The organism is Paraburkholderia sediminicola (genome assembly GCF_046026675.1).
Taxonomy (GTDB): domain Bacteria; phylum Pseudomonadota; class Gammaproteobacteria; order Burkholderiales; family Burkholderiaceae; genus Paraburkholderia; species Paraburkholderia sediminicola_F.
In genome coordinates this window covers 4,004,307-4,017,053 of record NZ_JAQQEY010000001.1, presented here as the reverse complement: position 1 = coordinate 4,017,053, position 12,747 = coordinate 4,004,307, and the positions used below count along the sequence as shown (strand labels likewise).

The window sequence follows — 12,747 nt, the reverse complement described above, 5'->3', positions numbered from 1 at the left end:
GGTGTGTTGGCCGGGCAGTGTGCCCGGCGCCGGCCGGCGCGGCGTCGAGCCCGGCGTCGAACTTCGCGACGCCCCCGCGCGCGGGCGGGTTGTGCAGATGGCATTGTACTTCGGGGCGGGGGTGGGGCGGCAGAGGGCGCCCCTGGCGACCTCAGTTCGCGCGCCGTCCACTCGCTGGATCGAAGAAATGCAGATGCTGCGCGGGCAGCGAGACTTGCAGCGCTTCGCCAGCAGCGGGTCGGTGCGTGTGCGGCAGCCGCACGGTCACGTCGTGCTTGCCCCAGCGGCCGTGCGCCAGGTTGTCCGCGCCGAGCAGTTCGCAGGAATCGACGGTCAACGTGGCGTGAGATGCGTCCGCTTGACCCGGCGTCATGTGCTCGGGGCGAATGCCGAGCGTCCACTCGCGGCCCTTCGCAACTTCCCGGCCGATCGACGCCACGCCCGTAAGCGGCAGCTTCGGACCGTTACCGGCCACGTCAAACGTCAAGCCGTCATCCGACACCCGGCCTTCCAGCAGATTCATCCCCGGCGAGCCGATGAAACTCGCGACGAACACCGTCGCCGGCCGCTCGTAGACCTCGGTCGGCGCGCCGATCTGCTCCGCGTGGCCCTTGTTCATCACGATCACGCGTTGCGCCAGCGTCATCGCTTCGATCTGATCGTGGGTGACGTACAGGCTGGTTGTGGCGAGCCGTGCATGCAGGCGCTGGATTTCGAGGCGCATTTGCACGCGCAGGCGTGCATCGAGATTCGACAGCGGCTCATCGAACAGAAATACCGCCGGCTCGCGCACGATCGCGCGGCCCATGGCGACACGTTGTCGTTGCCCACCGGACAACTCGCGCGGCTTGCGTGCGAGCAGCGGTCCAAGCTCGAGAATCTGCGCCGCAGCGTCCACGCGCTTCGCAATCTGCGCGCGGTCGACACCCGCGATCTTCAGCGCGTAGCCCATGTTCTCGGCGACGCTCATATGCGGATACAGCGCGTAGTTCTGGAACACCATCGCAATGTTGCGATCCTTCGGCTCCAGCCGATTGACCACTTTGCCGGAGATCGAGACGGTGCCGTCGGAGATGCCTTCGAGCCCGGCCACCATCCGCAGCAAGGTCGATTTGCCGCAACCGGACGGGCCGACCATCACGACGAACTCGCCGTCTGAGACGTCCACGTCGATGCCGTGCAACACGAACTGTTTGCCGTCGTAGGTCTTTTTAACGCCTTGCAGAGTCAATGCAGCCATGCTGTTTTAGCCTTTTCGTTGCTTGCCGCGCGTGCCACGCTTTGCGCGGTGTTCTTTTTTCCGTGTCCAACGCCGAAGCTCGCCCACGCTGCGCGAGTTACTTCTCCGAGTCCACCAATCCGCGCACGAACCAGCGCTGCATCGTCAGCACGACGGCGAGCGGCGGCAGCATTGCGAGCAGCGTCGCGGTCATCACGAGGTGCCATTCGGTTGCGGTGTCGCCCGACGCGATCATGCTTTTGATGCCGACCACGGCGGTGGTCAGCGATTGCTGACTCGTAATCAGGATTGGCCACAGATACTGATTCCAGCCGTAGATGAACGTGATGACAAACAGCGCCGCCATGTTCGTTTTCGACAGCGGCAGCACCACGTCCCAGAAGAAACGCATTGCGCCCGCGCCGTCGATACGCGCCGCTTCCATCAGCTCATCCGGCAGCGTCATGAAGAACTGGCGGAACAAGAAGGTGGCGGTGGCCGACGCGATCAGCGGCAAGGTCAAACCGCTGTACGTATTGCTCATGTGCATCGACGACACGACCTGCACGGTCGGAAAGATCCGTACTTCGACCGGCAGCATCAGCGTGATGAAGATCAGCCAGAACGACAGATTGCGAAACGGAAAGCGGAAAAACACGATCGCGTACGCGGAGATCATCGAGATGGCGATCTTGCCGATCGAAATCACCAGCGCCATCACGAGGCTGTTGAACAGCATGCGGCCGAACGGCGCCGCCGCATTGCCGCTGCCTTGCGACCAGACCGTCGCGATGTTCTCGAACAGATGCGTACTCGGCACCAGCGATAGGGGCACGCTGAACACCTCATGCTCGCTCATCGTTGCCGCGCAAAACGCGACGTACACCGGAAACACCACCAGCACGACGCCGAGAATCAGCACCGCATGGCAAAAGAGGTCGAAACCGCGGCGGTTCTCGATCATGAGTATTGAACCCTGCGTTCGATGAAGCGGAATTGCACGACCGTCAACGCGACGACGATCACCATCAGGATCACTGACTGCGCGCCCGAGCTGCCGATGTCCAGCCCCTGAAAGCCTTCGGCGAAAATCTTGTAGATCAGCGTGCGGGTGGATTGCGCCGGGCCACCGCCGGTGGCGGCGTCGATCACAGGGAAGGTGTCGAAGAACGCGTAGGTGATATTGATTACCAGCAGGAAGAAGCTGGTCGGCGAGAGCAGCGGCAGGGCGATGCCGAAGAAGCGCCTTACCGGACCGGCGCCGTCGATGGCCGCTGCTTCGATCAGCGAACGCGGAATCGCCTGCAAGCCGGCATAAAAGAACAGAAAGTTATAGCTGACCTGTTTCCACACCGAAGCCAGCACGACCAGAAACATCGCCTGGCCCGCATTCAACGCGTGATTCCACACGATGCCGTACTTGGCGAGCGTATAGGTGACGAGGCCGATGCTCGGATTGAACAGGAACGACCACAACACGGCGGCGATCGCGGGCGCGACCGCATACGGCCAGATCAGCAGTGTCTGATAAGCCTTGGCGCCGCGTGTCACGCGATCCGCGCAGACCGCCAGCAGAAGCGAAATCACCAATCCGAACACGGTGACGAGCGCACAGAAAATCAGCGTCGTATTGAACGACGACAGGTAAAGCGGATCGGCGAACAACTGCTTGAAATTGGCGAGCCCGACAAACTCGCTCGACGTGCCGAACGCGTCCTGACTCTGCGTGGATTGCCACAGCGCCTCGCCTGCCGGCCACAGAAAGAACAGCAGCGTGATCAGGAGTTGCGGCGCGACGAGCAGGTAGGGCAGCACGCTGGTGCCGAAGCTGGAGCGCTTTTCCATCGAAGTTTCCTAGGTTCTTCTGCAACAACAGGTTTCGGTGCGGGCGCACCGAAACCTTGCCGGCGGGTGCTTAGTTACCGGCTTTTTCGAAGCGGCGCAGCAACTCGTCGCCACGCGACACCGACGAATCGAGTGCCTGTTGCGGCGTCTTCTTGTCAGCCCACACCTGTTCGAGTTCTTCGTCAATCACGGTGCGGATCTGCGGCATGTTGCCCAGACGCAAGCCCTTCGTGTACGGCAGGGGCGGCTTGTTGAGCATCTGCTTGATCGCGGTATCGCTGCCCGGATTTTTCTCGTAGAAGCCTTGCTGCTGGGTCAATTGATACGCGGCCGTCGTGACCGGCAGATAGCCGGTGTCCTGGTGCCACTTCGCGGCAACCGGCGCCGACGACAGATAAGACATGAATTTCGCCACGCCCTTGTATACCGCCGGATCTTTACCCGACAGCACCCACAGGCTCGCCCCGCCGATGATCGCGTTCTGCGGCGCACCCTTCACGCTGGCGTCGTACGGCATCATGCCGGTGCCAAAATTAAACTTCGCGTACTTCTTGATCGTGGCAAGCGAGCCCGACGAGTTCGTGATGATCCCGCAGTCACCGCTATAGAACTTCGATATCGGTTCGTCCTTGCGGCCAACGTACGTGAAGGTACCTTCCTTCTGCATGTTCTGCAGGAACTGGATGTGCGCGACCTGCAGCGGCTTGTTGAATTCGAGCTGCGCGTCGGCGCCGTCGAATCCGTTGTTCTTCGACGCGAACGGCGCGCCATGCCAGGCGCTATAATTTTCGAGCTGAATCCAGCTCTGCCAGCCCGACGAATAGCCGCACACCATGCCCGATGCCTTCAGCTTCTGCGCGTCCACTTGCAATTCGGCCCAGGTTTTCGGCGGTTGATTCGGATCGAGCCCGGCTTTCTTGAACGCGTCCTTGTTGTAGTACAACACCGGTGTCGAGCTATTGAACGGCATCGAGATCAGTTCGCCGGTCCTGGCGTCGCTGTAATAGCTGGCGATGGTCGGCACGAAGGCCTTTTCGTCGAGCGGTACGCCGGCTTGCTTGAATACTTCCGAGACCGGGATCACGGCTTTCTTCGCCTGCATCATTGTCGCGGTGCCGACTTCGTAGACCTGCAGAATGGCCGGCGCGTTGCCGCTTCGATAAGCCGCGATGCCGGCGGCGAGGGTCTGGTCGTAGCTGCCCTTGAACACCGGTACGATCTTGTAGTCGCTTTGCGACGCGTTGAACGCGTTGGCGATGTCGTTCAGACGCTCGCCGAGGGCGGCTTCCATGGCGTGCCAGAACTGGATTTCAGTGGCGGCATGGGCTGCCTGGCTAATGCCGAGGCTCAACACCGCGGCAACGGAAAGCGAACGGAATAACGGCTTGCAACGCATCGATTGATCTCCTAGTCGGAACGGGCGCAGATGGGAATCGCGCGATTCTATTTGTGTTCGATGACAGTCCGGCGTCAGTCGGCTGGCGGAAGCCCGCTTTCGAGAGGCGCCAACTGCCGCAATTTAACATCGGCTGTCACGAAACGGAAACAATGCACGGTTGATCAGCGTGCTTATTAATCAGGATTCCAGATGCAGAGTTCAGTACGATTGGCGGCTTTCGGCTCGATAGCGAGTCTCATCTTGCTCGCGGGATGTGCGCTGACGCCCGCCACGACGAATGACGGGCAGTCGACGGTGAGTTCGTTGCCGAAGATCATCGCCCATCGTGGCGGTACGGGCGACGCGCCCGAAAACACGCTCGAAGCGATTCATCAGTCGATCACGCATCATGCCGACGCAATGTGGCTCACGGTTCAGTTGAGCAAAGACGGCGTGCCGGTGTTGTACCGGCCGGCCGATCTGTCGGCGTTGACCGCTGCGAAGGGGCCGGTGTCCGCATTTACGGCAGCAGAACTCGCGCGTGTGAACGCGGGCTGGAATTACCGCCGCGGCGCCACGTATCCCTATCGCGACCGCCCAGTCGGCATTCCGACGCTGCGTGAAGCGTTGCGCACCGTCCCGACGGCCATGCCGATCATCCTGGATATGAAAGCATTGCCGGCTGCGCCTCAGGTTCAGGCGGTGGCGCGAGTGCTTAACGAAGAAAGCGCGTGGTCACGCGTGACGATTTATTCGACCGAAGCTGACTACCAACAGAGTTTCGCCACCTATTCGCAGGCCAGGCTGTTTGAGTCGCGCGATGCGACACGGGCGCGGCTCGTGCGCGTGCTGCTCAACCAGGGCTGTGTGGACGCGCCGGCTGAACACACCGCCACGGCGTTCGAATTGCACCGGCAGATGACGGTGGTGGAAAAATTCACGCTCGGCGAGGGACGCTCGGATGTGCAGGCAAGTTTGTGGACGCCCGCGACGGTCGCGTGCTTCCGGCAGAAGCCTGATGTGCGGATCGTCGCGATCGCGGTGAACGATTCGGACGACTATCGGGCGGCGGCGTGTCTGGGGATCGATGCGGTGCTGGTCGATTCGCCGCTGCAGATGGCGGCCGTCAAGGCAAGTATGGCTATGCCGCTGCGGTGTGGGACGCGGAAGGGCGCGCAGAGCGGGCAATAAAAAAGCCCGCATTTCGCGGGCCTTCTTCTTCCAGTATGGCGGCGCTCAGCCTTTCGCTGATCGCCGCTTGACGCCGAGGCGAAGCCTCAAACGTTGAACAGGAAGTTCATCACGTCGCCGTCGTGGACGACGTATTCCTTACCTTCCGCGCGCATCTTGCCGGCTTCCTTCGCGCCTTGTTCACCCTTGTAGGTGATGAAGTCGTTGAAGGCGATCGTCTGCGCGCGAATGAAGCCGCGCTCGAAGTCGGTGTGAATCGCACCGGCTGCCTGCGGTGCGGTATCGCCGATATGGATCGTCCACGCGCGCACTTCCTTCACGCCGGCCGTGAAGTAGGTTTGAAGGCCTAGCAACTTGAAAGCCGCACGAGCCACGCGGTTCAGGCCCGGCTCTTCCATGCCCATGTCGGCGAGGAACACTTCCATGTCCGCTTGTTCGAGGTCGGCGATTTCTGCTTCGATCGCCGCGCACACGGCGACGACCGGTGCGCCTTCGGCTGCCGCGAACTTCGTGACTGCGTCGAGGTGCGGGTTGTTCTCGAAACCGTCGTCCTTCACATTGGCGACGTACATGGTCGGCTTGGCGGTGATCAGGCAGAACGGCTTGAGAGTGGCCTTTTCCTCATCCGACAGGTCGAGCGCGCGGACCGGCTTGGCCTGATCGAGCTGCGCGCGCACTTTTTCCAGCACCGCGGCGTTCTTGATGGCTTCCTTGTCGTTACCCGACTTGGCAGCCTTCGAATAGCGCGACAGCGCCTTTTCGACGGTCGCGAGGTCGGCCAGTGCCAGTTCGGTGTTGATCACTTCGATATCGGACAGCGGATCGATCTTGTTCGCGACGTGAATCACGTTCTCGTCTTCGAAGCAGCGCACCACGTGCGTGATCGCGTCGGTTTCGCGGATGTTCGCGAGGAACTGGTTGCCCAGACCTTCGCCCTTGCTCGCACCGGCCACGAGACCGGCGATGTCGACGAATTCCACCACCGCCGGCAGGATGCGCTCCGGCTTGACGATTTCGGCGAGTGCATTCAGACGCGCGTCCGGTACTTCGACGATACCGACGTTCGGCTCGATCGTGCAGAACGGATAGTTTTCGGCGGCAATGCCCGCCTTGGTCAGCGCATTGAACAGGGTGGACTTGCCGACGTTAGGCAGGCCGACGATGCCGCATTTGAGGCTCATGGAAATCCTTCAGTGAATCAGTAAGTTGCGTGATGCGCTCGACGCTGTGTGCAGGATTCGGAAAGCCTTCGCGTTTGGCGTGGCGGAGGAAGCGCAGCGGAGCGGGACAAGACACCAGATCGGGGCGTTGCCTCGACGATTCTGGGCGAGTTTTGTCACGGAAAGCGCAATTGTAACCCGTTCGGATGGGGTTCTTGATCTGCCTCCGGTAAAGCGGGGCGCTCGATCCGTCCCCCGCAACCCCCGCGGCTATAATGCGCGGATGAACGCACACCACCAGACCTTTGATGCCGCCGTGATCGGTGGCGGGCTCGTCGGCAAGACCGCGGCGCTGGCGCTGACGCAAGGCGGACTGCGCGTGGCGCTGCTTGCGCAACCCTGTGCGGCGTTGCCCGCCAGCGCCACCTTCGACTCGCGGGTCTACGCGCTGTCGTCGAGTTCGCAGGCTCTGCTGGAGCGGTTGCGGGTCTGGCAAGCGCTCGATCTGTCGAAGCTCGGGCCCGTCTACGACATGCGCGTCTACGGCGATGCACATGCCGAACTCCATTTTTCCGCGTTTCAGGCCTCCGTGCCGCAATTGGCGTGGATCGTCGAGTCGTCGGTGATCGAGCGCGCGCTGGATGCCGCGCTGCGGTTCCAGCCGAATCTCACCTGGATCCACACGCGCGCGCAGGCGCTGGACTTTACCGCCGAGGGGGCGAGTGTCGGTCTCGCCAACGGCAATGTGCTCGAGGCCGATCTCGTGGTCGGCGCAGACGGGGCGCATTCGTGGGTACGTGCGCAGATCGGCTCGAAGATGGATCGGCGCGACTATAAGCAAACCGGCGTGGTCGCGAATTTCAAGGCCGAAAAGCCGCACAGCGAAACCGCCTATCAATGGTTCAAGGACGGCGAAATCATCGCGCTGCTGCCGATGCCGGACGGCCACGTGTCGCTGGTCTGGTCGGCGCGCACCGAGCACGCCGAGCAACTGCTCGCGCTCGATCCGGCGCAACTCGCGGCTGAAGTCGAGCGCGTGACGGGCGAGCAGTTCGGCGCTCTGGAATGCGTGACGCCCGCGCAAGGCTTCCCGCTCGCGCTGCAAACCGTCGATAAGCTCGTGGCGCCGCATGTCGCGCTGGTTGGCGATGCCGCACATCTGATTCACCCGTTGGCGGGCCAGGGCATGAACCTCGGTTTGCGCGATGTCGCGGCGCTTGCCGAGACGGTCGCCGGCAAGGAAGCGTTCCGCGATCTCGGTGACATGGTGCTGTTGCGCCGCTACGAACGCGCCCGCCGCGAAGACATCCGTGCGCTGATGATCGCCACCGACGGCCTGCAAAAGCTCTTCTCGGTACCCGGTCCGTTTGCCAAGGTGCTGCGCAATACCGGCATGGCGTTTGTCGGCGCGCAGCCGTTCATCAAGCGCTGGCTGGTGTCGGCCGCGCTCGGGTAATGCGCCCGAGCCGGCATATCCGGCCGGCGAGACGGGTATCATGAACGGATGGACGCCATTCTGGTCAGACCAGAAACGTCCCAAAAAACGCGCCTCACGCGCGATTGAACTCCAGGAATTCAGCATGAAAAAATCCTTTCGCATCGCGGCCGCCGTGCTCGCGATCGCTGCCGTAGCAATCGGCTGCTCCGCACAGGCCGATCAAGCCACCGACAAGCTCAAAGCCACACTGCAAACGCGTCTGACGGACGTGACGATCAAGAGCGTGACGAAGTCGCCGATTGCCGGCATCTACGAAGTGAATCTCGGTACGCAGATCATCTATAGCGATGCGAACGGCGATTACCTCATGCTCGGCGACCTGGTCGACGCGAAGACCCGCAAGAATCTGACGGAAGCGCGTCTGGCGGAAACCAACCGGATCGATTTCGCGAGCCTGCCGTTCGCGAACGCGGTGAAGGTCGTAAAGGGCAACGGCGCGCGCAAGATCGCCGTGTTCTCCGATCCGAACTGCCCATACTGCAAGCAGCTCGAGACCTCGCTCAAGTCAATCGATAACGTCACGGTCTACACCTTCCTGTACCCGGTGCTGTCGCCGGATTCGACCGCCAAGTCGAAGTCGATCTGGTGCTCGACCGACCGCGCGAAGGCATGGGAATCGTGGATGCAGGATCATCAGGCACCCACGGCAGCCGGCACCTGCGACACCGCCGCGATCGACAAGAACCTCGCGCTCGGCCGCGCGATGAACGTCGACGGTACGCCCACTGTGTTCCTCGCTGACGGCCGCCGCCTGCCCGGCGCCGTGCCGGCCGACCGGCTGGACAAGGAAATGTCCGCCGTGCACTGAGCACGTAGCACCCGTCGAAGAAAGGAGGCGCGCAGTGCGCCTCCTTTCACATCAAGCCCGAACCTCCCCGCCAGAACACTTCTAGTCGCCGCCGATGAAGCCGATCCGCTACACCATCGTTCCGAAGCAACCCGCCGCCCACCTGTTCGAAGTCACCGTGACCGTCGCCGATCCCGATCCGGCCGGCCAGTGTTTCATGCTGCCGGTATGGATTCCGGGCAGCTATATGATGCGCGAGTTCGCGCGCAATATCGTCACGTTGCGGGCGACTAATGAAGCGGGCCGCAAGGTGCGCGTCGAAAAGACCGACAAGCACACGTGGCAGGCCGCGCCGGTCAAAGGCGCGCTGACGCTGCGCTACGAGGTATATGCATGGGATCTGTCGGTGCGGGCCGCGCATCTTGACGACACGACGGGCTTTTTCAACGGCACCAGCGTATTTCTGTCGCCGCTCGGTCACGAGGACGCACAGTGCGTGGTCGATATTCAGAAGCCGGAAGGCGCGGCATATCGGGACTGGCGCGTCGCCACCGCGTTGCCGGAGGCACGCGGCACGAAACGCTATGGCTTCGGCGAGTATCGCGCGCAGAACTACGACGAGTTGATCGATCATCCGGTGACATTGGGCGAATTCGCGCTTGCAACCTTCAAGGCACACGGTGTGCCGCACGACATCGTGATCGCGGGTCGCGTGATCGGGCTCGATATGGCCCGCCTGTCCATCGATCTGAAGCGTATCTGCGAAACGCAGATCGCGCTGTTCGAGCCGAAGTCGAAGAAAGCGCCGATGGATCGCTACGTGTTCATGACGCAGGCTGTCACTGATGGCTATGGCGGACTGGAGCATCGCGCCTCGACGGCGCTGATCTGCAACCGCGGCGATCTCCCAGTGGAAGGCCGCGACGCGCCCACCGAGGGCTACCGAACCTACCTCGGTCTGTGCAGCCACGAATACTTCCACACCTGGAATGTGAAGCGCATCAAGCCGGCCGTGTTCGCGCCGTACGACCTGAGCGTCGAAAACTACACGTCGCTGCTGTGGCTGTTCGAAGGCTTCACCTCTTACTACGACGATCTGATCCTCGTGCGCAGCGGCCTGATTTCGCAAGATGACTATTTCGGCCTGCTCGGCAAGGTAGTCGGTGGCGTGCAGCGCGGCAGCGGCCGTCTGAAGCAGACGGTGGCCGAAAGCTCGTTTGACGCGTGGGTCAAATACTATCGGCAGGATGAAAATGCGCCAAACGCGATCGTCAGCTATTACACCAAGGGTTCGCTCGTCGCGCTGGCATTCGATCTGACGATTCGTGCGCAGACTGGCAACCGCAAATCGCTCGATGACGTGATGCGCCTTCTGTGGCAGCGCTTTGGGCACGACTTCTACCGCGGCAAGCCCCTCGGTGTCGAAGAAAGCGAGATCGAGGCGATCTTTGCCGAAGCGACCGGTGTGCAACTGGGCGAGTTGTTCGCCGAGGCCGTCCACGGTACACACGATCTGCCCCTCGACACGCTGCTCGCGCCTTTTGGCGTCACGCTCGCGCCCGAGCTCGAGAAGAATGGCAAGCCGTCGCTCGGCGCGCGCGTGCGCGGCGGCGCGGATTGCACGCTGGCGGCCGTTCACGACGGCAGCGCGGCACAGAAAGCCGGCCTCTCGGCGGGCGATGTGCTGATCGCGCTCGACGGTCTTCGTGTAACCGGCTCGAATCTTGATTCGTTACTGTTGCGCTATCTGCCGGGCGCGAAGGTCGAAGTCCACGCCTTCCGCCGCGACGAGCTGCGCACGGTGCAAGTCAAGCTGGACGGGCCTGACGTGGCGCGCTACAAACTGACCGTCAGCGATAAACGGCCCGCCGCGCGCAAGGCGCGGGAGCGTTGGCTGGCGAGCTGATCGTAATCCACGCTGTCGTTAATCGATGATTCAGGGCGGGGGATTGTTCTACCAGTGCAACAATCCTTCGCTGCGGGATGGCTTTTTCCCGGGCGGGTAAAAAATCACAATGGCTCCACTCGCGCAAAACTGCGCGCCCCTACTGGAGTCAACCATGACCACGATCCTGCAAATTAACTCGGCAGCCCGCTCGCAAGGCGCGAACTCGACGCTTCTCGTCAACGAGCTGACCGCAAAGCTGCAACAATCGAATTCGGGCGCGCAAGTCGTCGTCCGCAACCTGCAAGCTGAACCGCTGCCGCACCTGGACGATGCCGTCCTCGGCGCGTTCTTCACGCCGGCTGACCAGCGCACGCCGGAACAAGTTGCGATCGCTGCACGCAGCGAAGCGCTGATCGCCGAACTGCAAGCTGCCGACATCATCGTGATCGGTGCCCCGATGTACAACTTCGGCATCTCGTCGCAGCTGAAGACGTACTTCGACTTCATCGCACGCGCCGGCATCACGTTCCAGTACACGGCGAACGGTCCGGAAGGTCTCGTGAAGGGTAAGAAGGTCCACGTGGTTTCGGCACGCGGCGGCAAGTATCTTGGCACCCCGAACGACAGCCAAACGCCGTACCTGAAGGCCTTCCTTGGCTTCCTCGGCATGACCGATGTGAACTTCATCTACGCTGAAGGTCTGAACATGGGCCCGGATGCTGCGAGCGCAGCGTTGGCTGGCGCACGTGAAGCAATCGCTGCTGCGTAAGGTGTGAGGTTTGTCTCGCGCTGCGTGATCGCAGCGCGGTGGAATGAAAAAACGCCTCGGAGTGTGAATTCCGTGGCGTTTTCGTTTTTGCGGCGGTGATCTTGTAGCCGGTGTCGGTGCGCTTCGCGCGACGGGCGTTATGCCAGCATCTGCGCTTCGTCAGGCAAGCGCCAGTCGATCGGTTCGCGTCCGTGCTTCACGAGATATTCGTTGGCCGACGCAAAGTGCCCGCAGCCGAGAAAGCCGCGATGCGCCGACAGCGGCGACGGATGCGGCGCTTCCAGCACGTAATGCGACTTGCCGCCGAGCAGCGCGCGCTTGGCTTGCGCATGCGCGCCCCACAGCATGAACACGAGGCCGTCATGGCGCATGGCCAGTTCGTGGATCAGCGTATCCGTGCATTTCTCCCAGCCGCGTTTCGCGTGACTCGCAGCGGAGTCGCGCTCGACGGTCAGCACCGTGTTCAACAGCAGCACGCCCTGTTTGGCCCATGTGTCGAGGCAGCCATGACGCGGCGGCTCGTGGCCGAGGCTCGCGGCGATTTCCTTGAAGATGTTGCGCAGCGACGGCGGCGTGCGTACGTTCGGCGCGACTGAAAACGCCAGTCCGTGCGCTTGCGGCGTGCCGCGGTCTTCGCCGTGATACGGGTCCTGCCCGAGGATCACGACTTTGACTTCGTCGGGACTGGTGAGACGCAGGGCACGGAAGACGTCGGCGGGATAGACGGTTTTGCCGGCCACGCGCTCACCGTCGACGAAACGGCACAAGGGCGCGTAGGCGTCGCTTTCGATGAACGGTTTGAGGTGTGCGCGCCAAGCCGGGGGCAGGGCGGCGAATTGGGTCTCGAGCGTCGGCGGTGGGGAATCGGCGTCTGTGGGTGTCGGCTGCGGCTGCGCGCTTGCGCCGGCCGGCGTGGCAGAGGCGTCGCCGAATAACGAGGCTTGCGACGAATTGGAGCGAGTGCGGGAAGCTGAGGTCATGGCGGGGAAGTGTCGCAGCAAACGTGCTGTTG

At 62.3% G+C, this 12,747-nt stretch carries 11 protein-coding genes; 5 read left to right on the top strand and 6 right to left on the bottom strand.

The window, feature by feature from the left end:
* Positions 1–151: 151 nt before the first annotated feature.
* The 4 genes from PQQ86_RS17550 to ugpB form a co-directional block, all read right to left on the bottom strand.
* Positions 152–1,240, bottom strand: a complete 1,089-nt coding sequence (locus PQQ86_RS17550; protein ID WP_408269100.1) for a sn-glycerol-3-phosphate import ATP-binding protein UgpC — start codon at positions 1,238–1,240, stop codon at positions 152–154.
* Between the two features lie 97 nt (positions 1,241–1,337).
* Positions 1,338–2,183: a sn-glycerol-3-phosphate ABC transporter permease UgpE gene (gene ugpE / locus PQQ86_RS17545; RefSeq protein ID WP_408269098.1), complete on the bottom strand. Its 846-nt coding sequence runs from the start codon at positions 2,181–2,183 to the stop codon at positions 1,338–1,340.
* Positions 2,180–3,064, bottom strand: a complete 885-nt coding sequence (ugpA, locus tag PQQ86_RS17540) for a sn-glycerol-3-phosphate ABC transporter permease UgpA (protein WP_097390505.1) — start codon at positions 3,062–3,064, stop codon at positions 2,180–2,182. The genes ugpE and ugpA overlap by 4 nt, the downstream gene beginning before the upstream one ends.
* 70 nt (positions 3,065–3,134) lie before the next feature.
* A complete protein-coding gene (gene ugpB / locus PQQ86_RS17535; RefSeq protein ID WP_408269096.1) occupies positions 3,135–4,460 on the bottom strand; it encodes a sn-glycerol-3-phosphate ABC transporter substrate-binding protein UgpB in 1,326 nt (441 codons plus the stop codon).
* 192 nt (positions 4,461–4,652) lie between these two features.
* Between ugpB and PQQ86_RS17530 the strand changes: the two genes are divergently transcribed.
* Positions 4,653–5,633 (top strand): glycerophosphodiester phosphodiesterase family protein, encoded by a 981-nt coding sequence (locus PQQ86_RS17530; protein WP_408269093.1) that lies wholly within the window; start codon positions 4,653–4,655, stop codon positions 5,631–5,633.
* An 86-nt stretch (positions 5,634–5,719) separates the two neighbouring features.
* On the opposite strand, the gene ychF is transcribed toward PQQ86_RS17530, so the two are convergent.
* Positions 5,720–6,814 (bottom strand): redox-regulated ATPase YchF, encoded by a 1,095-nt coding sequence (ychF, locus tag PQQ86_RS17525; protein WP_408269090.1) that lies wholly within the window; start codon positions 6,812–6,814, stop codon positions 5,720–5,722.
* A 262-nt stretch (positions 6,815–7,076) separates the two neighbouring features.
* Between ychF and PQQ86_RS17520 the strand changes: the two genes are divergently transcribed.
* The 4 genes from PQQ86_RS17520 to PQQ86_RS17505 all read left to right on the top strand — a co-directional run bounded on the left by PQQ86_RS17520 (position 7,077) and on the right by PQQ86_RS17505 (position 11,735).
* Positions 7,077–8,249: a UbiH/UbiF family hydroxylase gene (locus tag PQQ86_RS17520; protein ID WP_408269087.1), complete on the top strand. Its 1,173-nt coding sequence runs from the start codon at positions 7,077–7,079 to the stop codon at positions 8,247–8,249.
* A 124-nt stretch (positions 8,250–8,373) separates the two neighbouring features.
* Complete coding sequence (locus PQQ86_RS17515) at positions 8,374–9,099, top strand: DsbC family protein (protein ID WP_093643533.1); 726 nt, start codon at positions 8,374–8,376, stop codon at positions 9,097–9,099.
* Positions 9,100–9,193: 94 nt separating this feature from the next.
* The gene (locus tag PQQ86_RS17510; RefSeq protein ID WP_408269084.1) at positions 9,194–10,984 is read left to right on the top strand and encodes a M61 family metallopeptidase; all 1,791 of its coding nucleotides are present in this window, start codon (positions 9,194–9,196) and stop codon (positions 10,982–10,984) included.
* A gap of 154 nt (positions 10,985–11,138) precedes the next feature.
* Positions 11,139–11,735, top strand: a complete 597-nt coding sequence (locus PQQ86_RS17505) for an FMN-dependent NADH-azoreductase (protein WP_097390498.1) — start codon at positions 11,139–11,141, stop codon at positions 11,733–11,735.
* 137 nt (positions 11,736–11,872) lie between these two features.
* On the opposite strand, the gene PQQ86_RS17500 is transcribed toward PQQ86_RS17505, so the two are convergent.
* Positions 11,873–12,715 carry a uracil-DNA glycosylase gene (locus tag PQQ86_RS17500; RefSeq protein ID WP_408269081.1) on the bottom strand — a complete coding sequence of 281 codons (843 nt, stop codon included), beginning with the start codon at positions 12,713–12,715 and terminating at the stop codon, positions 11,873–11,875.
* Positions 12,716–12,747 lie beyond the last annotated feature (32 nt).